This is a genomic window from Bradyrhizobium sp. B025 (assembly GCF_042257955.1).
Lineage (GTDB): Bacteria > Pseudomonadota > Alphaproteobacteria > Rhizobiales > Xanthobacteraceae > Bradyrhizobium > Bradyrhizobium diazoefficiens.
In genome coordinates this window covers 5,307,140-5,331,682 of record NZ_CP170150.1, presented here as the reverse complement: position 1 = coordinate 5,331,682, position 24,543 = coordinate 5,307,140, and the positions used below count along the sequence as shown (strand labels likewise).

31 protein-coding genes are annotated in these 24,543 nt (G+C 64.6%); 12 read left to right on the top strand and 19 right to left on the bottom strand.

Going from position 1 to position 24,543, the window contains the following annotated elements:
- Positions 1-260: 260 nt before the first annotated feature.
- Positions 261-1,085, top strand: coding sequence for a serine O-acetyltransferase (gene cysE / locus ACE10W_RS24965; RefSeq protein ID WP_028175407.1), 825 nt, complete (start codon positions 261-263; stop codon positions 1,083-1,085).
- Between the two features lie 125 nt (positions 1,086-1,210).
- Positions 1,211-1,429, top strand: a complete 219-nt coding sequence (locus ACE10W_RS24960; protein ID WP_007602550.1) for a DUF3126 family protein — start codon at positions 1,211-1,213, stop codon at positions 1,427-1,429.
- A gap of 50 nt (positions 1,430-1,479) precedes the next feature.
- On the opposite strand, the gene ACE10W_RS24955 is transcribed toward ACE10W_RS24960, so the two are convergent.
- Positions 1,480-1,899, bottom strand: coding sequence for a PaaI family thioesterase (locus ACE10W_RS24955; protein WP_011088332.1), 420 nt, complete (start codon positions 1,897-1,899; stop codon positions 1,480-1,482).
- Between the two features lie 167 nt (positions 1,900-2,066).
- A complete protein-coding gene (locus tag ACE10W_RS24950; protein ID WP_375762016.1) occupies positions 2,067-2,774 on the bottom strand; it encodes a hypothetical protein in 708 nt (235 codons plus the stop codon).
- A 222-nt stretch (positions 2,775-2,996) separates the two neighbouring features.
- On the opposite strand from ACE10W_RS24950, the gene ACE10W_RS24945 reads away from it, so the two are divergent.
- Both ACE10W_RS24945 and ACE10W_RS24940 read left to right on the top strand, forming a co-directional pair.
- A complete protein-coding gene (locus tag ACE10W_RS24945; protein WP_011088330.1) occupies positions 2,997-3,326 on the top strand; it encodes a DUF6949 family protein in 330 nt (109 codons plus the stop codon).
- A gap of 84 nt (positions 3,327-3,410) precedes the next feature.
- Positions 3,411-3,941, top strand: coding sequence for a gamma carbonic anhydrase family protein (locus ACE10W_RS24940; RefSeq protein WP_011088329.1), 531 nt, complete (start codon positions 3,411-3,413; stop codon positions 3,939-3,941).
- Between the two features lie 2 nt (positions 3,942-3,943).
- Here ACE10W_RS24940 and ACE10W_RS24935 read toward each other — a convergent pair whose 3' ends face one another.
- Both ACE10W_RS24935 and ACE10W_RS24930 read right to left on the bottom strand, forming a co-directional pair.
- Complete coding sequence (locus ACE10W_RS24935; protein WP_165448165.1) at positions 3,944-4,108, bottom strand: hypothetical protein; 165 nt, start codon at positions 4,106-4,108, stop codon at positions 3,944-3,946.
- Complete coding sequence (locus ACE10W_RS24930; RefSeq protein WP_038967754.1) at positions 4,105-4,335, bottom strand: hypothetical protein; 231 nt, start codon at positions 4,333-4,335, stop codon at positions 4,105-4,107. The genes ACE10W_RS24935 and ACE10W_RS24930 overlap by 4 nt, the downstream gene beginning before the upstream one ends.
- 216 nt (positions 4,336-4,551) lie before the next feature.
- Here ACE10W_RS24930 and ACE10W_RS24925 point away from each other — a divergent pair, with 216 nt between their 5' ends.
- The gene (locus ACE10W_RS24925) at positions 4,552-4,950 is read left to right on the top strand and encodes a hypothetical protein (RefSeq protein ID WP_060908083.1); all 399 of its coding nucleotides are present in this window, start codon (positions 4,552-4,554) and stop codon (positions 4,948-4,950) included.
- Between the two features lie 189 nt (positions 4,951-5,139).
- Here the strand turns inward: ACE10W_RS24925 and ACE10W_RS24920 are convergent, their stop codons facing one another.
- The 6 genes from ACE10W_RS24920 to ACE10W_RS24895 form a co-directional block, all read right to left on the bottom strand.
- Entirely contained in the window at positions 5,140-5,634 is a 495-nt protein-coding gene (locus tag ACE10W_RS24920) for a hypothetical protein (RefSeq protein ID WP_375762015.1), read from the bottom strand.
- Between the two features lie 178 nt (positions 5,635-5,812).
- Positions 5,813-6,544 (bottom strand): aspartate/glutamate racemase family protein, encoded by a 732-nt coding sequence (locus tag ACE10W_RS24915; protein ID WP_060908082.1) that lies wholly within the window; start codon positions 6,542-6,544, stop codon positions 5,813-5,815.
- 4 nt (positions 6,545-6,548) lie between these two features.
- Positions 6,549-7,427, bottom strand: a complete 879-nt coding sequence (locus ACE10W_RS24910) for an ABC transporter permease (RefSeq protein ID WP_011088324.1) — start codon at positions 7,425-7,427, stop codon at positions 6,549-6,551.
- A gap of 2 nt (positions 7,428-7,429) precedes the next feature.
- Positions 7,430-8,389: an ABC transporter permease gene (locus ACE10W_RS24905; protein ID WP_011088323.1), complete on the bottom strand. Its 960-nt coding sequence runs from the start codon at positions 8,387-8,389 to the stop codon at positions 7,430-7,432.
- Positions 8,390-8,393: 4 nt separating this feature from the next.
- Positions 8,394-9,683 carry a PotD/PotF family extracellular solute-binding protein gene (locus ACE10W_RS24900; protein ID WP_028175401.1) on the bottom strand — a complete coding sequence of 430 codons (1,290 nt, stop codon included), beginning with the start codon at positions 9,681-9,683 and terminating at the stop codon, positions 8,394-8,396.
- Positions 9,684-9,725: 42 nt separating this feature from the next.
- Complete coding sequence (locus tag ACE10W_RS24895) at positions 9,726-10,712, bottom strand: ABC transporter ATP-binding protein (RefSeq protein ID WP_028175400.1); 987 nt, start codon at positions 10,710-10,712, stop codon at positions 9,726-9,728.
- A gap of 270 nt (positions 10,713-10,982) precedes the next feature.
- Between ACE10W_RS24895 and ACE10W_RS24890 the strand changes: the two genes are divergently transcribed.
- Positions 10,983-11,690, top strand: coding sequence for a GntR family transcriptional regulator (locus ACE10W_RS24890; protein ID WP_375762014.1), 708 nt, complete (start codon positions 10,983-10,985; stop codon positions 11,688-11,690).
- An 18-nt stretch (positions 11,691-11,708) separates the two neighbouring features.
- Here the strand turns inward: ACE10W_RS24890 and ACE10W_RS24885 are convergent, their stop codons facing one another.
- Positions 11,709-11,918 carry a hypothetical protein gene (locus tag ACE10W_RS24885; RefSeq protein ID WP_375762775.1) on the bottom strand — a complete coding sequence of 70 codons (210 nt, stop codon included), beginning with the start codon at positions 11,916-11,918 and terminating at the stop codon, positions 11,709-11,711.
- Positions 11,919-12,317: 399 nt separating this feature from the next.
- On the opposite strand from ACE10W_RS24885, the gene ACE10W_RS24880 reads away from it, so the two are divergent.
- On the top strand, positions 12,318-13,673 hold the full coding sequence (locus tag ACE10W_RS24880) for an amidohydrolase family protein (RefSeq protein WP_375762013.1): 1,356 nt from the start codon (positions 12,318-12,320) through the stop codon (positions 13,671-13,673).
- Between the two features lie 123 nt (positions 13,674-13,796).
- On the opposite strand, the gene ACE10W_RS24875 is transcribed toward ACE10W_RS24880, so the two are convergent.
- From ACE10W_RS24875 to ACE10W_RS24865, 3 genes are all read right to left on the bottom strand, one after another.
- Entirely contained in the window at positions 13,797-14,420 is a 624-nt protein-coding gene (locus ACE10W_RS24875; RefSeq protein WP_038967896.1) for a transglutaminase-like cysteine peptidase, read from the bottom strand.
- A gap of 330 nt (positions 14,421-14,750) precedes the next feature.
- Positions 14,751-15,362 carry a PilZ domain-containing protein gene (locus ACE10W_RS24870; RefSeq protein ID WP_028176079.1) on the bottom strand — a complete coding sequence of 204 codons (612 nt, stop codon included), beginning with the start codon at positions 15,360-15,362 and terminating at the stop codon, positions 14,751-14,753.
- A 175-nt stretch (positions 15,363-15,537) separates the two neighbouring features.
- Positions 15,538-16,728, bottom strand: coding sequence for an MFS transporter (locus ACE10W_RS24865; RefSeq protein WP_375762774.1), 1,191 nt, complete (start codon positions 16,726-16,728; stop codon positions 15,538-15,540).
- Between the two features lie 437 nt (positions 16,729-17,165).
- On the opposite strand from ACE10W_RS24865, the gene ACE10W_RS24860 reads away from it, so the two are divergent.
- Both ACE10W_RS24860 and ACE10W_RS24855 read left to right on the top strand, forming a co-directional pair.
- Entirely contained in the window at positions 17,166-18,317 is a 1,152-nt protein-coding gene (locus tag ACE10W_RS24860; RefSeq protein WP_028175838.1) for a zinc-binding dehydrogenase, read from the top strand.
- A 208-nt stretch (positions 18,318-18,525) separates the two neighbouring features.
- Positions 18,526-19,038 carry a hypothetical protein gene (locus ACE10W_RS24855; RefSeq protein WP_271612034.1) on the top strand — a complete coding sequence of 171 codons (513 nt, stop codon included), beginning with the start codon at positions 18,526-18,528 and terminating at the stop codon, positions 19,036-19,038.
- A 23-nt stretch (positions 19,039-19,061) separates the two neighbouring features.
- On the opposite strand, the gene ACE10W_RS24850 is transcribed toward ACE10W_RS24855, so the two are convergent.
- Both ACE10W_RS24850 and ACE10W_RS24845 read right to left on the bottom strand, forming a co-directional pair.
- On the bottom strand, positions 19,062-19,415 hold the full coding sequence (locus tag ACE10W_RS24850; RefSeq protein WP_271612033.1) for a cupin domain-containing protein: 354 nt from the start codon (positions 19,413-19,415) through the stop codon (positions 19,062-19,064).
- Positions 19,416-19,528: 113 nt separating this feature from the next.
- On the bottom strand, positions 19,529-20,005 hold the full coding sequence (locus tag ACE10W_RS24845; protein ID WP_246740586.1) for a hypothetical protein: 477 nt from the start codon (positions 20,003-20,005) through the stop codon (positions 19,529-19,531).
- On the opposite strand from ACE10W_RS24845, the gene ACE10W_RS24840 reads away from it, so the two are divergent.
- Both ACE10W_RS24840 and ACE10W_RS24835 read left to right on the top strand, forming a co-directional pair.
- A complete protein-coding gene (locus tag ACE10W_RS24840; RefSeq protein WP_202633247.1) occupies positions 19,998-20,390 on the top strand; it encodes a hypothetical protein in 393 nt (130 codons plus the stop codon). The genes ACE10W_RS24845 and ACE10W_RS24840 overlap by 8 nt on opposite strands.
- Positions 20,387-22,324, top strand: coding sequence for a DEAD/DEAH box helicase (locus ACE10W_RS24835; RefSeq protein WP_179883786.1), 1,938 nt, complete (start codon positions 20,387-20,389; stop codon positions 22,322-22,324). Before ACE10W_RS24840 ends, ACE10W_RS24835 begins: the two co-directional genes overlap by 4 nt.
- 77 nt (positions 22,325-22,401) lie before the next feature.
- Here ACE10W_RS24835 and ACE10W_RS24830 read toward each other — a convergent pair whose 3' ends face one another.
- On the bottom strand, positions 22,402-22,701 hold the full coding sequence (locus ACE10W_RS24830; RefSeq protein WP_162603611.1) for a hypothetical protein: 300 nt from the start codon (positions 22,699-22,701) through the stop codon (positions 22,402-22,404).
- A gap of 124 nt (positions 22,702-22,825) precedes the next feature.
- Positions 22,826-23,347 (bottom strand): GNAT family N-acetyltransferase, encoded by a 522-nt coding sequence (locus ACE10W_RS24825; protein WP_182872023.1) that lies wholly within the window; start codon positions 23,345-23,347, stop codon positions 22,826-22,828.
- A gap of 138 nt (positions 23,348-23,485) precedes the next feature.
- Here ACE10W_RS24825 and ACE10W_RS24820 point away from each other — a divergent pair, with 138 nt between their 5' ends.
- Positions 23,486-23,875, top strand: coding sequence for a hypothetical protein (locus tag ACE10W_RS24820; protein WP_028175845.1), 390 nt, complete (start codon positions 23,486-23,488; stop codon positions 23,873-23,875).
- Between the two features lie 82 nt (positions 23,876-23,957).
- Here ACE10W_RS24820 and ACE10W_RS24815 read toward each other — a convergent pair whose 3' ends face one another.
- On the bottom strand, positions 23,958-24,491 hold the full coding sequence (locus tag ACE10W_RS24815) for a GFA family protein (protein ID WP_244651886.1): 534 nt from the start codon (positions 24,489-24,491) through the stop codon (positions 23,958-23,960).
- Between the last annotated feature and the right edge of the window lie 52 nt (positions 24,492-24,543).

Genomic DNA, 24,543 nt, shown 5'->3' with positions numbered 1-24,543 from the left:
GTCCGGACCATGCCTGCAATAAGGGGTGGGAGAGAATTCACCAATAGTTTGACGCTGCCCGGCTTGAATTTGGCAAAACCCTGACCACTTTTAGCCGACCTTGCCGCCTGGGGGCGTCAGAAGAAATTGTTGTGTTTCAACGCGTTGGCGGCTTTCGCGGGGCAAGGTGCTGTTCACTCTCAGGCAAGCCCGTCAGGACTTTGTCGCCTAGACTGTGCTATAGAACCAACAAAACGAGCCCATTCGAAAGAGCAGATCCCATGGCAGTGCATCAGGTCAATCCGGGAGGAAAGCTCGCATCCCTCGATCCGATCTGGGACCGGATCCGGAGCGAAGCGGAGGACATCGTCCATCGCGAGCCGGAGCTTGCGACCTTCATCTATTCGACGGTGCTGCATCACAGCCGTCTCGAGGATTCGGTGATCCATCGTCTCGCCGACCGGCTCGATCATTCCGCGCTGTCGGGCGATCTCGTGCGCCAGACCTATGACGAGGCGCTGCGCGACGATCCCGATCTCGGCAACGCCTTCCGCGCCGATCTCGTCGCCGTCTACGATCGCGATCCCGCGACCTCCCGCTTCATCGATCCGTTGCTCTACTTCAAGGGCTTCCACGCGATCCAGACCCATCGCCTTGCGCACTGGCTCTGGCTGAAGGGCCGCAAGGATTTCGCGTATTATCTCCAGAGCCGCGCCTCTGCGGTGTTCCAGACCGACATCAATCCCGCCGCGCGCATCGGCCGCGGCATCTTCCTCGACCATGCCACCGGGTTCGTCTGCGGCGAGACGGCGGTGATCGAGGACGACGTCTCGATCCTGCACGGCGTCACGCTCGGCGGCACCGGCAAGGAGAACGAGGACCGTCATCCGAAGATTCGCCATGGCGTGCTGATCGGCGCGGGCGCGAAAATCCTCGGCAACATCGAGATCGGCCATTGCGCGCGCATCGCGGCGGGCTCGGTCGTGGTCAAGCCCGTGCCGCACAACGTCACGGTCGCGGGCGTGCCCGCCAAGATCGTCGGCGAGGCCGGCTGCGCCGAGCCGTCGCGCACCATGGATCAGATGATCAACGCGATGGGGCTTTGAGTTCAAGAAGAGGGGCCGGATTCTCCGGCCCTGTCCGTCCCCAAATTCTTTGGCAATTCATGCTGGCGGTTCGTCGCGTCTCGGCCTAAAACCCCGCCAACCCAGATTTCGATTGGAGACTTGCCGTGGACGTCAAGGAAGTAAGGAAGCTCGACGCGTATCTGAAACGCGTATTCGGCAATCCCAAGATCCGCGTCGTGCCGCGGCCGAAGAAGGACGATTCCGCCGAAGTCTATATCGGCGAGGAGTTCATCGGCGTGCTGTTCGTCGACGACGAGGACGACGATCGCTCGTTCCAGTTTCAGATGGCGATCCTCGAGGACGATCTCGTCGATCAGGAATAGCGCGGCGATCTTGTCGCTCAATGGGGCCGCGCACACCGCGACCCCTCATTCTATTTCCTTGTAAGAATGCGCAGCCGCGCCGTGGCATCAGCGACAGTGATGTCCTCTGCATCGACGAGGTCGGCTTGCACGACCATGTCGCGCTCCGTCCGCTCGATGACCCGTGCCCGCGCCGTGATCGGTCCGACCGTTGCGGGCTTCAGGAAGCGTGTGTCCAGGCTCCGCGTGATCACAGTCTGGTCAGGGGATAGCGCTGCGAGCGCGCAGATCCCGGTGGCGGAGTCCAGCATCGCCGCAAGGAATCCGCCCTGGATGGTCCCGTGCCTGTTGGTGAATGCGGGCTGAGCCTGGAAGCGGATCAGCGCATGCCCGCTCTCGTCGAAGCCGAGCCATTCCCGTCCCAGCAGCTGGGCGCCCGGTGGGAGATGTGTGGCCGCATCGTTCAATCGGTTACCCCATGCTGACATCATGCCCCTGTCTTGCCCGACGGGTCAAGCGCGACTTCGAAAAATACGAAAGCGCTCTATGCTGCCGATGTTTGGCTACTGTGCATGGGGTTGTTTTCGACATTTTTTATCGGGAGGGCCCTCAAGCCCGCCCCGGCAAACTGGTCTCGCCACGGGCGTAGAGGCCGCGCTCAGCCGCGCGGTCCGCGCAACTGCGCCGTCAGCCGGTCCATCGCCTCCGCCGCATCGCGCCATTGCGACAGCCAGCTGCGCGGAAAGCGGAAGGTGAGGTCGGCGCCGCCGACGCGGCGCTCGGAGAGGCACATGCCCGGGGTCGCCGCATCGCGCGTGCAGCGTGCGGTCAGCGCGGGGCTTGCGGCAGAATAGAGATCCTCGCTGCCGTAAGGTGTGTCGGCGCGGAACATCCGCATCGTCAGCCCGTCCTCGAGCATCGTCGCGCCCGGCTCGAGATAGCGCGGATAGATCGTGGCGGTCCGCTGCTCGGGCGAGAGCGCATCGTGATGGGCCGCGATCGACAGGAAGATGCGGTCGATCGGCAGCAATGACGCATCCACCGTGTCGGCGCTGACGTGCTTCGGCGTGCCGGGCGGCTCCAGCGAGGGATAGAGGAAGTCGAGATCGATGCGCTCCTGCGGCCCCGAGTGACGCTGGATCTTCATCCGGATTGCCGTCGTCGGCAGGTTGAACAGCGTGCCGCCGACGCTCACCGGCAGCTTGTCGGGGGCGTTGGCGCCGCTGGTGCCCCAGGTCGGCCACAACAGATAGGCGACGAGCGCGACGGCGCACACCGCCGCCGCGCCGCCGAGCACGATCGGGACGATATGCGCCCGGGTGCGCGTCCGGGGGGACCGAGGGGAGGCTGCCGAAAACACCGTCATGACTAGCGCGCGTGGGCCCGTGGTCGGCCGATGGCCGACGAATCAGCGGCGAATATGCCATGCGGCGGCGATTTCGCGGAGCGTTCCCCGGCTGCGGGGAAAGGGGGAGGGCCCTGCGCCGGATGGCCGTCGGCGTTAACCTTCCCTTAAGGATAATGTAGCGTTAACCGGCACTATTTGTCACAGGAAGGCTCCGGCGTTGCGTAAGGGCGGACCGTTCCGATGACACCTGAAGCTCTCAATTCCTTCTTCTCGATTGGCATCGGTTTCGCGCTCGCTGGCGCACTCGTGAACGGATACCAGGCGGTCGCGCAGCGGCCCGCCGGCTTCGGCCTGTTGCAGGACGGCGTGGCCCCGAAGACCTTCGCGGCGGTGCCGTTCCTGGTGTTCGCCGCCCCCTTCATCATCATGCGCAACACGCTGCGCGGCATGCGGCTGGAAAGCCGCCGCCTCGAATTCGTGATGATGGCGACCGTCATCGCCGGCTTCTGGAGCATGATGAGCGGCACCTTCTTCCTGATGACACTGCGGGCGACCGGCGTCCTGGGCTGACGCTTTGCAGGGCCCGGTGCGGGTGGCCCTTTGCCTCCGCGCCGCCGTTTCGCTATGCCAGTCTCAGCGTGACAGGAGACCTCCATGGCGATCTACGAGCTCGACGGGCAGGCGCCCGATCTTCCCGCCGACGGCAACTATTTCATCGCGGAGACCGCAACCGTGATCGGCCGCGTGCGCCTGAAGCCCGGGGCGAGCGTCTGGTTCGGCGCGGTGCTGCGCGGCGACAATGAATGGATCGAGATCGGCGAGGGCGCCAACGTGCAGGACGGCTCGACCTGCCACACCGATCTCGGCTTTCCGCTTGTCATCGGCAAGAACTGCACCGTCGGCCACAACGTCATCCTGCACGGCTGCACGATTGAGGAGGGTGCGCTGATCGGCATGGGTTCGATCGTGATGAACGGCGCGAAGATCGGCCGCAACAGCATCGTCGGCGCCGGTTCCGTCATCACCGAGGGCAAGGAGTTTCCCGAACGCTCCCTGATCATCGGCTCGCCCGCGCGCGTGATGCGCACGCTCGACGATGCCCAGGTGCAGAGGATGGGAAGCGCGGCGAAGTTCTACGTCGCCAACGGACCTCGCTTCACGAAGGGCCTGAAGCGGATCGGGTGAATTCAGCTTCCTTCTGACTCGCGCGCTTCCATCGCGCCTGCGCCCTTCTCGTGCCCCGCAGCCCAGAGCGCATGTTCGTCGCTGCCGTCCGAGTAGGGATTGGCCTCGGCCGGGATGTTGTCGCGCGCAGCGCGCTCGCCTTCTGCAAATGGATCGCGATCGGTCATCGTGATTTGGCCTTTCCGGACTTCGGACGCGCGGCCGGCTTGTCCGGTTCGGCGCCGAGCCTGGCGCTCTTGCGCAACGCGTCCCGGAGATCGATGGGGATGCCATGCTTCTTCAGCAGGTCGGCGAAGGCTTCATCCGCAAGCTCTTGGAACGTCGCCATCCGGTCGCGTCCCAGCTGCTTGAGCTTGTCGAACGTGTCCTCGTCGAACGCGATCAGTTTGCGCATGATCGGGCCTGCCTCCTCGTTCAAGCTGATGTGACGGCATTTGTTCCGGAACGGTCTTGGTCCGGACCGTCTGCTCGACAAGAAGATGAAGAGCATCTGCCGCGGCCGCTGATGCTCGCGCGGAAGTGAGTCAGGATGGCTGTCACGAGTGCCCCGATAGCATTAGCTTGATCCTGCGTTGAAGCGTGGAGCGTGTCCACGCGGAGGATCGAGTAAATGCTACGGAAGATGATGATGGCGGCGCTGACCGTCGCGGCGGTCGGGCTCTCGGCGCCGCAGGCGGCCCAGGCGGGCGGCGGTTTTGGACATGGCGGCTGGGGCCATGGCGGCGGCTGGGGCCACGGTGGTGGCGGCTGGGGCCATGGCGGTGGCGGCTGGGGCCATGGCGGCCATTGGCACGGCGGCGGCTTCTGGCCCGGCCTCGCCATCGGCGCGGGCATTGCCGGTGCCGGCTACTACGGCGGCTATTACGGCTATGGCTACCCCTATTACGGCGACCCGTATTATTATGGTACCGGCTACGATAACGGCGGCTATGGCGGCTGCTATGTCGTGCGCAAGCGCGTGATGACGCCTTCGGGATGGCGATACCGGCGCGTCGACGTCTGCGAGTGAGGCGGGAAGACCTGCCAGCCTGCTAAAAAACAAGGTCGTTGACGCAGTATACCGTCAACGACCTTGCCAGCCCCGGATATTGAAATCGGCTCACGCCATCCGGTAGCGGAGAGCATGGCGTGGAATCATACGGGCAAATGTGATCCAGTTCACAAGTGGAGAAAATTAAACCCGCAGGCCGTGATCCGCTCAGCCGCGCGAGCGCTTGCGCTCGCTGGCATGGACGCGGTGGCGTGCCGGTTTCCTGCGGGTGACCGACGGCGTTTCGGCCTCGGTTGCCCGGGCGCTGGCAAAGGACTGGCGCAGGCCGTCGATGGACTCGTTCAGGGTTGCCACCTGCTCCGACAGGCGTTTGGTATCGGCCTGTTGAGCTGCGAGCAGCCGCTTCACGGTCTGGAGCTGGTCCTGAACGACCTGGAGCTGGTCGATCGATTCCTGTTGGGTTGCCTCCAGCCCCTTGGTCTTCTCGACCAGCTGCTCGGAGGCCTGGGCGGTGCGGGCCTGGAGCTGCCGTGACGCAACCACCCTGTCGGCCTCCGGCGCAGCGCCGGTATAGGCGCGCCAGATCGCGATCGAAGTCACACCGGCGATCAACAGGAGAAGGGCGGCGGCGGTCAGCGCGATGGGCTGGGCGCCGAGGCGAAGCAGGGGGTTGGACGGTGTGTCCTGTGCGAGATCGATCATCGCTGACAAAACCCAAATTGAAACTTGGTGAGTGGCGAAGACCGGCAGCCTAAGGGCCGCCGGGATGTCCCGAAAACGTAACAGTTCGGCAACAAATGGGACCAAAAAGAGGCTGAGGGCGAAAAACCAGCGATCTTCTGGCCTTGAGACCTCCTAAGGCCCCCGCCGGAAGCAGCGATCAGGGCTGAAACGGCGAAAACGGCCCGGAATAGGTCTTCAATCGTGGCGCAGCGTAGGGCCCGAGCCGGGACGTCTTCAGGCCGAGTCGCACCAGCGCTTCCGCCAACGTCACGGCGGCGGCGACGCCGTCGACCACGGGCAGGCCGTGGGTTGCGGCGAGCTCAGCGGCGAGATCCGCCATGCCGGCGCAGCCGAGCACGACAGCCTCCGCACGGTCGTCGCGGATCGCGGCCGTGATCTCCGCGGAGATCTTTGCGAGCGCATCGGCGTTGCGCTCTTCGAGCGCGAGCACCGGCACCTCGGCGGCGCGGACGCGGGCGCAGCGCCCGGCGAGACCGTACTTCGTCAGATTGTCCTCGATCGGCACGATGGAGACACCGAGCGTCGTCACCACGGCAAAGCGCGCCGCGATCAGGCTCGCCATGTGAAAGCCCGCTTCGCCGATGCCGATCACCGGCGCCTTCGCCACCGCGCGTGCCGCGTCGAGGCCGGTGTCGTCGAAACAGGCGATGATGTGCGCGTCAGCGCCGTCTCGGTCGGCCTCGCGGATGCAGCCGAGCATGCCGGGCACGGCGAAGGCCTCGTCGTAAAAGCCCTCGATCGAGACCGGGCCCATCGTCGGCTGGCGCGCGTCGATCTCGGTGCCGGGCAGGGCGACGCTGCGCGCTGCAGCGGCGATCTTCGCCGTCATCGACGCGGTGGTGTTGGGATTGACGACGTGAAGTCGCATCGGATCAGACCAGCCCCTTGCCGGCGTCCGAGCCCTTGGCCGCCTGCCGCTTGTTCAGCACGTGGATGGTGCCGAGCGCAAGCGTGATCACCGTGAACGAGACGGCGGAGATCACGGTGCCGAGCGCGTAGATGTCGGGGTTCGTCACGGTGGTGGTGAGGCCCTGGAGATCGAGCGGCAGAGTGTTCACCGCTCCGATCGCCTGGCTGGAGCGCGCGAGCTCGTCCCAGGATAGCGTGAAGCCGAACAGGCCGATGCCGATCACGGAGGGCAGGATGATCGGCAGCACGACATGACGGAACGCCTGCCACGGCGTCGCACCGAGATCGCGCGCTGCTTCCTCGAGCCTGGGGTCGAAGCGGTTGAAGATCGCGAACATGATGAGCAGCCCGAACGGCAGCGTCCAGGTCAGATGCGCGCCGAGCCCGGAGGTGAGCAGGCCCATCGAGGTCTCGAAATTCTCGTTCCAATGCGCCTTGATCAGATCGTCGATGATGCGGAATTCAAGCGAGATGCCGAGCGAGGTGATGATCGAGGGGACGATGAGGCTCGCGATCGCCGAGTAGAACAGGATGCTTTGCGCCTTGAACCTGCGGCGGAAGGCCATACCGGCTGCGACGGACAGCACGACGGTGACGATCATCACGATGAGACCGAGCAGCAGTGAGCGGCGGAAAGCCGCGCCGAGATCGACGATGCCGGTGCCCTGGAATAATTTCGCGATCCAGAAAGTCGACACCCCGTTCATCGGGAAGGTGAGGCCGCCCTGCGGCCCCTGGAACGACAGCACGTAGATCGCGATCATCGGGCCGTAGAGAAACAGCACATAGGCCGCGAAGAAGATCGCGAGCACGTAGAAAGAGCGCGGGCGTCCTTCCTTCATGCTCAGAGCTCCTTCTTGATGTCGACGATGCGCGACATCATGGTGATGATCAGGAAGGTGATCGCGAGCAGGATGACGGCGTTGGCCGCTGCCGCGGGGAACTGCAGCGCGTTCACCCGCGTCTCGATGATCTTCCCGGCCGCCGCAATCTGCTGGCCGCCCATCACGCCGATGGTGATGAAATCGCCCATCACGATGGTGATGACGAAGATCGAGCCGATCACGATGCCGGGCTTGGCGAGCGGAATGACGACGTTCACGAGCGTCTGGAAGCCGGTGGCGCCGGCGTCATAGGCGGCCTCGATCAGCGACTTGTCGATGCGCACCATCGAATTGAAGATCGGAACCACCATGAAGAAGGTGAAGAGGTGCACCAGTGCCAGCACGACCGAGAACTCGGAGAACAACAGCCATTCCAGCGGCTGGTTGATGAGACCTGTCTTGACGAGGCCGGAATTGACGAGGCCGTTGCGGCCGAGCAGCGGAATCCACGCGATCATGCGGATCACGTTGGAGGTCCAGAACGGGATCGTGCAGAGCAGCGACAATCCCATCTGCCAGGTCTTGGACTTGATGTGGAAGGCGAGGAAATAGGCCACCCAGAAGCCGATGAACAGCGTGATCGCCCAGACCAGGAAGCACAGCTTCAGTGTCATCAGATAGGTCTTGCCGATCGTGCAGAGATCGGGGAGCTGCGCGATGCAGCCTTCGAACGTGTCGGTGTAGCCGCGGCCCGAGAAGGCCGGCAGCAGCTGGTATTCGTTGTAGTCCCAGAACGAGACGATGACGACGAATACCAGCGGGATCAGGAAGAAGGCGAGGAACACCAGCATCATCGGCCCGGCCTGGAGCCAGGAGATGAAGGACGGCGACAGGCGTGTCGGCTTTGCGGCGCGCGCTGTGCCCGACCCCGGGATCAATCCCGGGGACGCCTGTTGCAGGATGTCCTCTGACGTGTCCATCAAATTACGCCGCGATGAACTCGTTCCACTTGCGGACCATGTAGTCGTTCTCGTCCATCACCGCGTTCCAGCAGGCGACGCCGCCCATGCGGTCCTCGTAGGAGCCGCCGTCGCGCACCGCGCCGGCTTTCTCCAGCAGCGAGCCGTCGGGCGCCTTGATGTCCTTCTCGGCCGGCTTGCCTTCCATCCAGTAGGCCCACTCGTAGGGCTCCATATGCGCCTTCGCGGTGGAGAGCACGGCGGAGTAGTAGCCCTGGCGGTTGAGATAGGCGCCGGCATAGCCGGACAGGAACCAGTTCACGAACTCGTAGGCCCATTCGAGCTTCGCACCCGACACGCCCTTGGAGACGCAGAAGCCCGAGGCCCAGGAGCGATAGCCCTCCTTGAGCGGCTGGAAGGTGCAGGGGATGCCCATCGAGCGCACCTTCGTGACTGCCGGCGACCACATCGACTGGATCACGGTTTCACCCGAGGCCATCAAATTGACGCTCTCGTTGAAGTCCTTCCAGAAGGCGCGGAACTGACCGGCCTTCTTGGCCTCGGTCATCACCTTCATGGTGAGATCGATCTCTTCCTTGGTCATGTTGCCCTTGTCGGCATATTTGTACTTGCCGGTGGCTTCGACGACCATCGCGGCGTCCATGATGCCGATCGAGGGGATGTTGAGGATCGACGCCTTGCCCTTGAATTCGGGATTGAGCAGCTCGGACCAGGAGCTGATCGGCCGCTTGATCAGGTCGGGACGGATGCCGAGCGTGTCGGCGTTGTAGACGGTGGGGATCAGCGTGACGAACTCGGTCGCCGAGGTGGCGAACTTCTTGGAGTCCTTGCCTTCGAGATAGAGCACCTTCCAGGGCGCGGTGCCCTGGTTGCCGATCTTCTTGCCGCCGGGCGTCTGGCCCTTGGTGAAGACCGGCGTGATGTTGTCGAATTCCTTGATCTTTCTGGCGTCGAGGGCAAGGATGTTGCCGGACGGCACCAGCTTCTTCAGCGAGAAATATTCGGTGTCCAGCACGTCGAAGGAGTTCGGCTGGGTCATCACGCGCTTGGTGACGTCGTCGGTGGTCGCGGTGATGTATTCGATCTTGATGCCGGTGTCTTTCAGGCACTGCTTGGAGATGTCGTCACCCTCGTTCACGGCGGTGCCGAGATAGCGCAGCACTTTCGCATCGGCCGACTTCACATAGGGAAAGCCGGTGATGGCGCCGGAGCCGGCGGCAAGGCCGGCGAGACCCGCGGTGCCTTTGAGCAGCGTGCGGCGGCTGACGCCTTTTGTCCTGGTGGTCTCGGTCATATCAGTCACTCCTCTGTTGCGCATTCCAGTGATCGATCGGCGCTATTGCAGGCGCTGCGCCTTGGCGGGATCCCAGGTGGCCAGCACGCGATCGCCCGGTCGGAACGGGTGAACGTCGAAAGCGGCCTCGGGGAGGTGGGAGAACAGGGCGGTGCCGTCGTCGAGCGTGAGCGAGACGGCGATGTAGGAGCCCTGGTACTCGGTCTGGGTCAGCAGCGCCGGCGCGCCGTACGCACCGTCGGCGAACGGCACGATGCCGAGCTGATCGGCGCGCACGGCGATGAGTTTGCCGGCGTCGCTGAGGACGTTGTGGCCGCCGATGAAGCGCGCCACGAATTCGGTGCGGGGATGGTGGAAGATGTCGCGGGCGGTGCCCTGCTGCTCGATCTTGCCGTGGTTCATCACCACGATGTGGTCGGCGAGCGCCATCGCCTCTTCCTGGCCGTGGGTGACCTGAATGAAGCTGATGCCGAGCTCGCGCTGTAGCCGCTTCAGCTCGCCGCGCATCTTCACCCGCAGGAACGGATCGAGCGCGGAGAGCGGCTCGTCGAGCAACAGGATCTGCGGCTCGGTGATCAGTGCGCGGGCGAGCGCGACACGCTGCTGCTGGCCGCCGGAGAGTTGCGCCGGCAGCCGGGCCGCATAGGGGGTCATCGCCACCAGCTCGAGCAGTTCGCCGGCACGCTTGTGCCGCGTCGCCCGGTCGATCCCGCGCATTTTCAGGGCGAATGCCACGTTGTCGAGCACGGTCAGATGCGGAAACAGCGCGTAGGACTGGAACATCATCGCGGTGCCGCGCTTGGCGGGCTCGAGATCGGTGACGTTCTGCGCACCAAGGATGATGTCGCCCTCGCTGACCGCCTCATGGCCCGCGATCATGCGCAGGGTCGAGGTCTTGCCGCAGCCGGAGGGGCCGAGCAGGCAGCAATAGGTGCCGGCCGGGATCTTGAGGTTGACGTCGTCGACCGCCAGCGTCGTGTCGTAGCGCTTGGTGACGGCGACCAGTTCGAGAGCGGCAGGAGTGGCCATGGCGTGTCCGCTGGGAGGGCGATGCTCCGGCTTTCTCCGCAAGGTCCGTGCCAACCGCCCGGAGACTGCCGAATTCCAAAACTGTGCAGTGGAGTCAGGTCGTTAGATCGAATCCGGCGCAGCGGCGCGGCTCGCCGGGTAGGCAGTAATATGCACACAAAATGTGCTCGGATTGTATAAAGTTTCGCCTGTGATTGGATACAGCTGGTCGACTACCATGCGGGGCCGAACGTCGCCGATCGAGCCCTCAAACCCAAGCCCCTCGAACCGATGGCCGCCAAGACCCGCCAGAAATCCGATGCGCCAGACGCGAGCGATCGCGTCAGCCGTATCCGGGAGGGCGTGACCGCGGCGATCCTCGAGCATCGTCTGCTGCCGGGCACGAAGCTCGGCGAGGACGAGATCGGCGAGATCTACGGCGCGAGCCGCACGCTGGTCCGCACCGCGCTCCAGCAGCTCGCGCATGAGGGCATCGTCAACATCGAGAAGAACCGCGGCGCCTTCGTCGCGCGCCCGACGCCCGCCGACGCGCGCGAAGTGTTCGAGGCGCGCCGCCTGATTGAGCCCACCATCGTCGACCACGCGTGTGAGGCGGCGTCGCCGGCCTGGCTCGAGCGCCTCGGCCGACATCTCACCGAGGAACGCGACGCGGAGCTGCGCGGTGACGCGCGCGCCTCGGTCCGCCTCTCCGGCGAATTTCACAAGCTCGTCGCCGAGATGAGTGGCCACAGCATCTATCTCGGCTTCCTCAAGGAGCTGATCGCGCGCTCCTCGCTGATCATCCTGCTCTATCGCCGCCACGACACGCCGGCCTGCGGCACCGATCACCACGCCGGGATCGTCGCGGCGATCCGCAAGCGCGACAAGCAGGCTGCCCGCGCGCAGATGCTGTCGCATCTGAACGAGATCGAAGCCGAGCTGTTCCTGAAGGATCCCGCCGCCGACGAGACGCGGCTCGCGGATGTGCTGGGCGCGTGAGCGCGCCGCGGCCGCCGGCTAGGTCAGCGGAGGCGCCTGGTTTCGCCTGACGATCTTCAGCACGAGCAGGCCGGCTCCAAGGACCAGCAACAGCACGCCGACAAAAGTCGTGCCGCCGGATTCGAACGTCACGCCGACGGCCGTCAGCAGGCATCCAAGTATGATTGCGAAGAGTCCGCCGAGTTTCTTGACCAGCAGGACGTGTCCGTCACTCGTTTGCGCCACCATGTTACGCCTCGTCATTTGAGATGCTGCAAGATCCCCCCTGCCAAAAATCCGCGATGCCGAGTGCCTGCAGTCGCGTAGATCGCGCAGGATCGTACTCCTGAGCGAAGACGTTGCAATCTGTCGTTGGTCACGCGCCAAGCCGGATAGTCGCGGTTTGATTTGAGTTCGACGCATGTGCGGCAGTCGCGCTTACCCATTGTCTGTAGAGCTTGACGCCGGGCAGGTCGCTCATCGCGTCGTATGGCTGATTTGCATAATCTCCTGTGGTTGCAAATTGACTCGATGCGGTTTGCGGGCATCAATCCGCAGATAACATCGCACACCGCGCGACTGGCTGATTTTCGCTCCGGCAACTTGCGGCCAGAACTGCGCAGCGGCGTATCTGCGTGGAGATTGGATATGCGGGATTTGACCACGCCGGCCGGACTCTTCAGAGTCGCCGCACTGCTCATGTCGGTTGGAACGAGCCTCTGTCTCTCGTCGCAAACGCGGGCCCAACAGGACTCCGCCGTTCTGTTCCGCAACGTCCGGATATTCGACGGAAAGAGCGGTGCGCTCTCCGCCGCGTCCAATGTTCTCGTCAGGAACACGAGGATCGAGAAGATATCGACCGCGAACATCACGGCTGACGCCCAGGCAATCGACGGCGGCGGCCGGGTGCTGATGCCGGGGCTGATCGACGCGCATTGGCACGCGATGCTGGTCCGTCCGACGCCGGCCGCGGCCCTCGGCGACGTCGGCTACAACAATCTGCTCGCCGCGAGCGAGGCGACCGCGACGCTGATGCGCGGCTTCACCACGGTGCGTGACATGGGTGGGCCCAGTTTCGGCCTCAAGCGGGCGATCGACGAGGACCTCGTCGCCGGTCCGCGCATCTATCCCTCCGGTGCCATCATCACCATCACCAGCGGTCATGGTGACTTCCGGCAGCTCTCCGATCTGCCGCGAACCATCGGCGGCATGCTCAGCCGCATGGAGCAGGTCGGCGGCAGCATGGTCGCCGACAGTCCCGACGAGGTGCGTGTTCGCGCGCGCGAGCAGCTCATGCAGGGCGCCTCGCAGGTCAAGCTCACGGCGGGCGGCGGCGTCGCGTCGCCCTTCAGTCCGCTCGACGTCTCCACCTTCACCGAGCCCGAGCTGCGCGCGGCGGTCGAAGCCGCCGACAATTGGGGCACCTATGTCGCCACGCACGCCTATACGCCGGTCGCGATCCAGCGCTCGATCGCAGCCGGCGTGAGATGCATCGAGCACGGTCATCTCATGGACGAGGCGAGCGCGAAGCTGATCGCGGAGAAGGGCATCTGGCTCAGCACCCAGCCGTTCCTGGATATGTCCATGGCTGCCGCGCTCGGACCTGCGGAGCAGGACAAGATGCGGCAGGTGGTCACCGGCACCGACCGCGTCTATGCGCTGGCGAAAAAGTACGGCATCAAGACCGCGTTCGGCACCGACGTCCTGTTCTCGAAGGCATTGGCGGACAGACAGGGCTCAATGCTGGCCGCACTGACGCGCTGGTACACGCCGGCCGAAGCGCTGGCCATGGCGACGTCGGCCAATGCCGAATTGCTGAGCCTGTCCGGTCCGCGCAACCCCTATCCCGGCAAGCTCGGCGTGGTCGAGGAGGGCGCGCTCGCCGATCTCCTCCTGGTCGACGGCAATCCGCTCGACAACATCACCCTCGTTGAAGATCCCGCGAAGAATTTCGTCGTGATCATGAAGGGCGGCAAGGTCTACAAGAATATCGTTCCGCGCTGAAAACCGTGTTTCCCAAGAAAGTTGCGGCCAGCCATTGGGGGATGGCTGGCCGCGCGCGAACCGGTCTGGGACGGGGAGGGGTGGGGATGTGACCGGGTCGCGTAACTCGCTTGTTCCTGACTGCTAGTCCCTGGCGCTGGCGGTGGAGACCGCCGGCCGGGTATCGCCGAGCGAGACCCAGACATTGGGATCGCTCTGCGACTGGCGCTTGACGAAGCGGTAGCCGGTCTCCGTCCAGGCAACGACGTTCTCGTTCTGATTGTCGAGAACGAACTCGCCCTTGTCGGTCTTCACCGTCAGCACCGCGTGCCCTTCGCCCTTCTTGTCGCGCACGACGGTGATGAGCAGCGCCTCGCGAGGCCAGCCGGCATCCATCAGCATCTTGCGCTTCAACAGCACGTAGTCTTCACAGTCGCCGTAACCGTCCGATGGCAGCGACCACTTCTCGATCACGCCCCAGTGCTCCTGGTCGGTCAAAGGCTTGACGGTCTCGTTGACCCAGCGATTGACCTTGACGAGGTCGCGCCATGCGGTCTGCGACATCACGATGTCGCGCGGTTGCGTCGACCCGCCCTGGCACTGAGCGGCATTGTCGGCACAGAACTCGACCCAGCCGATCGGCGCACGCGTGGTGTCGCCAAGGCTCGCGTAGAGCAGACGGTTCTCACCGGCCTGCACCGTCGCGCTGATTCCGAAGAGCATGGCGGCGATCGCCAGCCTCTTCCCCTGTCCCCTGAAATCAAACATTGCGGCCCCCGTTTCTTGTTGGGACCACATTTCGCACGGAGCTTTTGCGTTGCCGCTAAGTCAGCCAAGTCAAGTCGAGACGAATGCAAGTAAAATGAGCGGCGAATTCGATCTATACTTGAATCGAATTCGAATAAAATTTGAAATGACTGCAATTGATTCAAGTTTTATCGATTAACGCGGAAACGCTGGCGGAACGGCCGTTCCGAGGCGCAAACAGGTCCCGCGTTAACCCGCACAGACCCGTCCCCGCGCACGAAAAAGGCGGCGTCCGCATCGCGGAGGCCGCCTTTGAGGCTGGAAAATCAGTGGTTTTGGCGCGCTTTCGCTTTACCGCGCGGTAACGCTCTCTTCGAGTGTCTCGATCGGCTGCTCGTGCATGAACTCCAGCGCGAAGCCGTCTTCGAGGTTCCGGACCACGCGGCCCTGGACCCGGCCGAGCAGCACGATCGATTTCAGTGGCGGGCGGTTCTCGGCGGCGATGGCCGCGCCCGACAGCGACAGGTCGATAATGCGGCAGGTCATCTTGGTGCCGTCCTCGAGCGTCAGCACCGCGATCGGGTTGCGCGGCACGATACGGTCGTGGCGGCGATCCTCCGGCAGGTTGAGGATGTCGCGGTTGGCGAGCCAGGTGAGCTGGGCGGCGAGCTTGTCGCGCTTCCTGGGCGTCGCCCCGATCGTCATGGCGAAGCCATTGTCGATGATACGGGTGATCTTGCCCTCGACGCGGCCGATATGGTCGAGATAGGCGACCACGCGGTCGCCGACATTGCCGATGCCGGGGGCGAGCAAAGCGAGGCCGCCCGGCGACATGTTGATCACCTGGCAAGGGAATTCCCGGCGGTCCGGCAGCATGTAGCGGCCGAGCAGGTGCACCTTGACCCGCTGGAAACGCCGACGTTCCTCGGCGGCCGGAAGAAATTTTTTGTTCGCCAACGCCATTTTCACAACCCGACCCCCCGCCTGGCGGAGTCCGGGACGACCCTAAGGTGCATAGGGTTAATGCCGCGTTAGGATCGGGTGCAGCGATGTTGGACGCACGCAATACGCGCGAAAAGCCTCATCAGGGGCGGGCAGGCCGGCCACCGTCAGCGCGACCGGGGTCGAGGGCGGCCGGTCAGGCCTGCCTTGCCCCCCGCCGATACAGCCACAGCAGCAGCGCCAGCAGCACCGCGGCCGAGAGGCCGAGCGACCAGTGAATGCCGATCGCCGCGCCGAACAGCCCGACGGTGATGCCGCTGAAGGCCCGCATCCCGAGCCCGGCCATATTATAAAGGCCGACGACGCGGCCGCGGATGTCGGGCGGCGCGTTCAGCTGCACCAGCGCCTGCGCCATGGTGTTGAAGGACAGTTCGAAGAACCCCGCAAAGAACAGCAGCACGATCGCGATGGGATAGATCCGCACCGCGGCGAAGCCGAGCAGCGCGGCGCTCCACAGCATCGCCAGCAGGATCGCGGTGCGCGGCGTGCCCTTCAGCCGCCCCCAGGATTCCAGCGCGATGCCGGCGAGCAGCGCGCCGGCGGCGTCGGCCGCGAGCAGCACGCTGTAGGACACGCCGGGATCGCCATGGCCGAGATCGCCGGCAAAGCCCGGCATCTGGGCGTGATAGGCGTTGCCGATCATGAAGGAGGTGAGGCCGGCGAGCCACGTCATCGCCGTCAACACCGGCTGGGTGCCGATGGCGCGCATCGTCAGCACGATGTCGGCGAGACCGCGCACGGCGAAGCGCCGTACCGCGACGCTCTTGTCGCGGACCGGCGCCCAGAACAGCCAGATCAGCATCGGCAGGTAGAACAGCGTGTTGAAGATGATGCCGTGCGAGGTGCCGAGCGTCAGCATGATGACGCCGCCGACCGCCGGGCCCACCAAAATGCCGAGATAGCGCGCCATTGCGTTCATCCGCACCGCGCTCGGCAGATCGGCGGGGCCGACGAGGTCGTAGAGCAGCAGCTGGTTCGGCGTCTGCCACAACACGCCGGCGCAGCCGTGGATCACCAGCAGCAGCATCGCGTGCCACATCTGGATGCTGTCGGTGATGAAGAAGAAGCCCCAGCCGCTCGATGCCACGATGAACAGCAGCATGCCGCACTGGATGATGCGGCGCGGATCGAACCGGTCGGCGAGCCCGCCGACGGCGACGGAGAACAACAGGAACGGCAGCCAGTGCGACAGCACGGCAAAGCCTCCCAGCGTCGGCGAATGGAATTTCTGGAACACCACCCAGTAGCTGATCACGTGCTCGATATTGTCGGCCATCATCGCCAGCACGTAGGCGATGAACTGGAGACGATAAGGCACGGACTTCATCGCCGCGAACGAACCGGACGCGACCACGGGATTTTGGGGAAGGGGGTTCAAGGGGCACCTGGGTGGGACTTAAGTCGTCCCTACACGGTCGGCGCCGACCGCTCAAGACACTTGGGTGTGCTTGGAGATCAGCCATGCACCGCTGCCACAAGCACCACCGTCATCCTTCGAGGTTTCTCCTTGCGACGCAGACGCGTCGCAAGGCTCGCACCTCCAGCGACAACCGCTTTGCGGTTGCGCGGGGATGACGGTTGAGCTTGTGGCAGGCAGGCGCTGTAGCCCGGATGGAGCGCGGCGAAATCCGGGACCGCTGCTCCCGCGTGTCGCTTTGCTCATGCGGGCTACGAGACTCGCGCTTGGCACGACTGCGCATCTCACATACGCTTCGCCTCAGCCCGCGCCAATCAATCATAACAGACGGGCATCGAGGACACACCATGGAGCACATCCGCGTCTGCACTCACGCAGGACCGGGCTCGGAGCCTGTGATCCGCACCGTGCCGTGGCCGAAGGTCGGCCGCAAGGCTGCGCTGATCAAGATCGGCGCCTGCGGGGTCTGCGGCACCGACCTGCACATCCTCAAGGGACACTGGCCGAAGCCGCTGCCCTGGCCGTTCACGCTGGGACATGAGCTCGGTGGAATCATCGTCGAATGCGGCGACGAGTTCACCGAGGACTTCATGAGCAAGCCGCTGACCGTCGGCTCGAAGGTGATGATCCCGCCGCTGATGCCGTGTGGCCGCTGCTATTACTGCATCCATTATCCGCAGACCGCCAACAAGTGCCTGACGCCGGTCTATTACGGCCGCTATCTCGGCTTCGACAAGGCGCCGCACATGTGGGGCGGCTGGGCCGAATATGTCTATGTCGACCTCGACATGCTGCCGGGCACCAAGATTTACAAGCTGCCCGACGACATGTCGTTGCGGCTGGGCGCGCTGTCGGAGCCGCTGACTTCCTGCATCCGCGCCTTCAACCGCGCCAGCCGTGCCGGCGGTTTTTCCTGGGGCGACACTGTGGTGATCCAGGGCTCCGGCCCGATCGGCATTCTCGCGGTCGCGGCCGCGAAGGAGATGGGGGCAGGGCGCGTGATCTGCGTCGGCGCGCCGGAGGAGCCGCGGCTCAAGCTCGCGCGTGAGTTCGGCGCGGAGGCGACGGTGAATATCGACGAGCTGAAGTCACCGCAAGAGCGCATCGCGCACGTGCGCGAGATCGTCGGCGGCTTCGGCGCCGATCTCGTGATGGACTGCTCGGGCCATCCGACCGCCGGCCCCGAAGGCATCGAGATGCTGCGCGACGGCGGCACCTATGTCGAGATGGGCCAGTTCACCGATGCCGGCTCGATCGAGACCTCATGGCATCGCATCTGCACCAAGGACCTCAACGTGCTCGGCTCCTGGGGCTTTACCGGCAACGACCTGCCGCTCGGCGTGGACATGCTCTACCGCACGGCGGGCAAATACCCCTGGCTGAAGATGCAGACGATTTACCCGTTCACGGAAGAGGGCGTCGCGCAGGCGGTGAGGGATGCGATGGCGATGAAGACGGTGAAGTCGACGATCGTGCCGTGGCCGGAACTGGTGGAGTGAAGATCTGTAGCTCGGATGAGCGAAGCGATATCCCGGGCCTTGGCGGGGATTTCCTGCTTCCGCGACCCAGACGGCAATCTATTGGAGGCTACGCGGAGATCTGAGCAGGAGCCGATGCCCCAAAAGTTCCATCCGATATCCCCGAACTATCCACGCAGAGGTGAAACTTAGGCCCAAGTTCCGACTTTCACTTCGCGGGAGAGGTGCCGTGAAGCAAATCCTGAAACCTGTCACTTACATCCTGGCTGCGATCTACTTCCTGGTGGATGCGGTCTTCATGGCCGTGGCGAGGCCGATTGGGCGCTGGATCGGGCGGCATTTCGAATTCAGGCGATTGCGCGCCTGGATCAAATCGCTGCCGCCTTATCCGTCGCTCGCCTTGTTCTCCGTGCCCGTCGTTCTTCTGGAGCCGGTCAAGCCGGTTGCTGCGTACCTCGCCGCAACCGGTCAGGTCCTGGGTGGTGCCGTGACTTTCATTGTCGGCGAATTGCTCAAGCTGGTGCTGGTCGAGCGCCTGTTTCATCTCACGCGCGACAAGCTGATGCGAATTCCCGCTTTTGCCTGGACGTACGGAAAATACGCCGCGGCGAAGGCGTGGCTGCAGGCGACCGAAGCCTGGCGTGCCATCCGAGCCCTGTCCCGCGCGGCCAAGAACACTGTTGCGCGCGCAAGAGCCAAGCTGGTCGGCAGCTTCAGCAAACTGGCGACCTCCAGGGATTAGGGCCGCGCCAGGCGCGTTGCACGCTATGCCAGCTTGCGCGCGGCGGCGGTTGCCTTGTCGCCCGTGTTCGGCGTGCCGGTCGGCTCGATCAGCATCAGGTGAACCTCCTCGCGCGCCACCGGGCGATGCTCGACACCTTTGGGCACGACGTAGAGCTCGCCCGGACCGAGCGTCACCGTGCGATCCCGCAATTCGATGTCCAGATTGCCTTTCAGGACCAGAAAGAAATCGTCGGTGTCGTCGTGCTTGTGCCAGGTGAATTCGCCCTTCACCTTCACCACCATCACGTCGCAATCGTTGAAGGTCGTGATCGTGCGCGGCGACCAATAGTCCTGAAAGGTCGCGAGCTTGTCGGCAAGCGATATGCTGTCGGTCATGTTTCACCCGTTGCTCTCTCGTGAGGCACGATTTGGGATCAAGTGGCGGGCGCGACAAGACTTGCATCCGGTCAATCGCGTGATCCTGGCTGGCGAGATCCAAGGGGCGCCGGCTAAGTCGGCGGGGCGCCGCTCCCCGTATCGATCTCGCTTTCCTTCACCACCGCCGCACCCACCACCTTCGTGCCCTCCAGCTCCCGCACGATCCGCTCATCGGGCCCCACGACACCGAGATCGAATTCGCGATCCGGCGTGACGAGGATCATGCGCTGGCCGACGATCACGACCACCGTCATGTTGCTGGTCTCGCCTTCGACCGCCCATGCGCGGATGTCGTCGGCGAAGGGCTGCTTGCGCCAGGCGTCGGGAAAGCCCGGGTCGGATCGGACTTCGATACCGTCCTCTGACGTGGTCAGGACCAGCTTCGACCGGCTCGGCTTCCAGCGCTCGTCGAGGAGATCGTTGACCAGCCACAAGCAGGCGAAGTTCTCGCATTCGGCCGGCCGCTCGGCGTAGATCGCGCAGCCGCGGCCGGGCTTGCAATGCCGGCACCAGGCATTCGCGGGCTTGGCCAGCGCCTCGATGGCCATCACCTTGCAGCAGAGCGTGCAATCGCCGCAGGTGCGTTTGATGGAAGAGATCATGCGCGCATTCCCGGCACGTCCAATCGCGCACAATTTAAGCGAGGCGGCCGCGAAAATCAGCCGCTTTGGAGCAAAAGCTCACTATATGCAGCAAAACGGCCCGGAAACGCTGCATGTAGTAGGTCGGACCGCCGGTAAGCTTATTCGCGATGTCGCCAAAGCCATGCGTCATAGGCATGGTGATTTGCCCGCGCTTGGCGTAAAGAGCGTCCAAATCAAATCACCACGCGTGCGGCCGGACCATTTGCCGAGCACGCAGCTTCAGGTCGCGCGGCTCGACGTTCCGCGCCTGGACCAACCAAGGTTTATCCCGTGTCATTCCCGACCATGAGTCCGCCGCTCGCCCGAGCTTTGGCCGAGCGCAACTACGACCGTCCGACCCCCGTTCAGCTCGCCGTGCTCACCGAGGAGGCCGCAGGCCGCGACCTCCTGGTCTCGGCCCAGACCGGCTCCGGCAAGACCCTCGCTTACGGACTGGCCCTGGCCAAGGATCTGCTTGATGGCATCGAGCGGTTCGAGCGGGCGGGCGCGCCGCTCGCCCTGATCGTGGCGCCGACCCGCGAGCTTGCCTTGCAGGTTCAGCGCGAACTGGCCTGGCTGTACGAGCATGCTGACGGGCGCGTCGTCTCCTGTGTCGGCGGCATGGATCCGCGGCGCGAGCAGCGCGAGCTGGCGGCCGGCGCGCACATCGTCGTCGGCACGCCGGGCCGGCTGTGCGATCATTTGCGCCGTGGCCGTCTCGACATCTCCGAATTGAAGGCCGTCGTCCTCGACGAGGCCGACGAGATGCTCAATCTCGGCTTTCGCGAGGACATGGAGTTCATCCTCGAGACCACGCCGGAGACGCGCCGCACCCTGTTGTTCTCGGCGACCTTTCCGCGCGGCATCGTCGCGCTGGCCAAGCAATATCAGCAGCAGGCGTTCCGGATCGAGGTCGCGGGCGACGAAGGCGGTCACGCCGATATCGAGTATCGCGCGATCCGGATCGCTCCCGCCGATGTCGAGCACGCGGTGGTCAACGTGCTGCGCTTCTTCGAGGCGCCGAGCGCCCTGGTGTTCTGCAGCACGCGCGATGCCGTCCGGCATTTGCAGGCGGCACTGCTGGAGCGCGGCTTCTCCGTCGTCGCGCTATCGGGCGAATTGACGCAGAACGAGCGGACCCTGGCGCTCCAGTCGCTTAGGGACGGGCGTGCCCGCGTCTGCGTAGCAACCGACGTCGCCGCCCGCGGCATCGACCTGCCGAGCCTCGACCTCGTCATTCAGGCCGATCTGCCCAACGACGCCGAAGTCATGCAGCATCGCTCGGGCCGTACCGGCCGTGCGGGGCGAAAGGGCACGAGTGTCCTGCTGGTGCCGCCCGCACGGCGGCGGCGTGCGGAGCTGCTGCTCAATCTCTCAGGCATCGACGCGGTCTGGGGAACGGCACCCCAGGCGGACGAGATCCGCAAGCTCGATCACGAGCGCATGAAGGACGTGCTCTTCACCGAGGAGACGACCGCCGACGATCTGGTGCTGGCGCAGGCGCTATTGGCCGAACGATCGCCCGAGGATATCGCCGCGGCGCTGGCGCGGCTCTATCGCGCGCGGCTGCCGTCGCCGGAAGACATCATCGATCCCGGCGAGCGGGCTAGCCGGCCGCGCGACGATCGCGGTCGCGACAATGTCCGGGCCCAGGGCGGCGATGATCGCCCCGAAAGAGCCCGCCCCAAATCGGGGAAATCGTCGTCGAAGCACGGCATGGCGGAGGGTAGCGTCTGGTTCCGGGCCAACATCGGACGAAGAAAGAATGCGGAAGCACGCTGGCTGTTGCCAATGATTTGCCGTCGTGGCGGCATCGACAAGGGCGACATCGGCGCCATCAAAATCATGGACACGACAACCGAGTTCGAAATTTCCGAGCGGGTCGCGGACTCCTTCGCTGCCAAGATCAAGCGTCCGGACAAGGAAGACAATATCCGCCTCGAACCGATGGCGGATGCGCCGCAGCGGCAAGCGCCTTCGGAAGAGCGGTCAAAGCCGCCTCGGCGCGAGAGCGGCGACAGCGATCATCGTGAACGTCGCGACGATCGCCCGCGCGAGGCGGGATTCAAGCCGCGCAGCAAGGCTTTCGGCGAGCGCGGGCCGAAATTCGACGATGCTCCTGCTTTCGGGAAGAAAAAGAAGCATAAGAACAAGCCCGGCCACGCCGGACAGCCGCCTGCGGTCACTGCGTGGCCTGTGAAGGGCGCGCCCGGAAAGAAGGCAAAGAAGAAGCATCGGGGCTGAATTACCCGCGTGTCCTGGCCGGAACGAATGAACGCCGCTGGCACGAACCAGCGGCGTTCCCGCAAGATCGGGTGGGCTTAGCGGCCGCCGCCACCACCGCCGCCGCCTCCGCCACCACCACCGCCGCCGGCATCACGCATCGCCGAATTGTAGCGAGGGTCGGTCTGCTTCATGTAGATCGGCGAGGTATCGTGAGTGAGGCGAACGACGCGCCGTCCGGCCTGCTGCTGCGGCACTTCGACAAAGCCGGCGCAGCCCTCGAAGAAGGCCGTGTCGCAGCCATAGGTCCGCAACTGCACCGCGTTGGCGCTGGTCGCCGTGAACGCGGTCGCCGCAACGCATGCAATGAAAGCAACTTTCGACAATGAGAGTCTCATGAAATTCTCCAGCCTCGGGTCGGCGAGACCGGAACGGCTCGCACGAACCTTCGACGGAAGCTGATCGAAACCGGTTCGAGCCGGCGGCTTCACGCCCGCGTGAGCGGGGAATCGGACGGCGAGCTCATGTGCCGGCGCTCGACGGCTCCGTGAGATCGCGGAGCATGTAGGTCGCGCTGGCGCCGTAGGATTCGAGCTTTGCGCGCAGCTCCGCATCCGCCGTAACGGGCCGAAAGCCGAAACGTTCCCACAGCGGTCGCGTGGCGTAGACCGAGATCAGGGCGAGGGTCGCGATACCCCGCGAGCGCGCGAGTTTCTCGATCGTTTCGACATAGGCACGCGCTACGCCGCCACGATGATCCGGCAGCACGGCGACGTCGTGCACGTAGAGGCAGTCCGCGTCATCGGGCAGTCGTTCGAGGAATCCATCGAGCGGCGGAATCCGGTGCCGACGCCAAGGATGCGATAGTCCGTAGCCGGCGATCTCGTCGTCCGCGATGAGCACACGGCAGCCATCGGGAAAGAGCCGCATCTTCTCCGCGAACACCTCGAGGCGTTCAGGCAGACCAGGATGGATGCGCGCTGCGATCGCGCCGATCGCGGGCAGGTCGGAGGCGTGCGCGGGACGCCAATGCAGCTTGCTCATGTCGGTCCGTCTCACTCATTCCAGTTTATTCCGGTGCAATGATGCGTGCAGCGAAAAATTTCTTTGCCGCGCTCAAAGGAATACGACGGCTCGCGCGGCGTCCTACCCATGCAAGCCAATTGCATGACAGGAGAGATCATGACGACATCCCCGATTCGCCTCGCGCTCACGCTAGCCGTGTCGCTCGCAATCATTCCCGCCGCGTTCGCCGCGCCGCCGACGAAAACCGGCAAGACCGACAAGGGCAGCGTGCTCACTGACGCCAAGGGCATGACGCTCTACACCTTCGACAAGGACGCGGACGGCAAGTCGGCCTGCAACGGTCCGTGTGCGACGAACTGGCCGGTGCTGAAGGCCGAGGCCGGCGATGCCGCCGGCGACGGCTACACCATCATCACGCGCGACGACGGCTCCAGGCAATGGGCCTACAAGGGCAAGCCGCTCTATACTTTCGCCAAGGATACCAAGCCCGGCGACATCACCGGCGACGGTTTCCTCAACGGCGCCTGGCATCTGGCGATGCCGTGAGCGATTGACAGCACGGGCCGGGGATCGCCGTGGCAGGCGATGTCCGGCCCGATAGCGCAGGCGGCGTGTCGCGCGAGGGACTCTATCGCGCCGGGGGAGGGCTGGCGGCCGCTTCCGGCAGTTCCGGCGTCGCGTCCTTGGGGTCGTACCAGCTTGCCGCGTCCGAGCGCCAGATGTGAGCGCGCGCGGGGCCCGCGATCGGCGTATCCAGGCATCCCATGCGCAACAGCACGTTCGGCTGCGCGATCCGTTCCGCCATGATGTGCGAGCCGCAGCGGGTGCAGAAGCGGCGGAATTTGCCGGGCGAGGACTCGAACGCGGCGAGCAACTCGTTGCCGCGCACCCACCGGAACGCCGCGCGCGGCACCGGCATCACGCTGGAAAACGCCGAGCCGTGCGTCTTGCGGCAGGTCTGGCAATGGCAATGCACGAAGGGCGCGGGCTCCGCATCCACTTCATACGCAACGGCGCCGCACAGGCAACTTCCGGTCAGCATGCTCTTCCCATAGATCAAATCCTTTTGGAGCGCACAGCTTAGCCGCGCGGGCCGCGCCGGTGAAGCTGTCAAAACGAACTCGCCAGCCCGGGCGCGAACTGCAATGATGGCGCGGAGCACGCGCAAGTTCGCCTGCATGCCTTGTAATCGGCGGATTCATCGCCATTTCGAG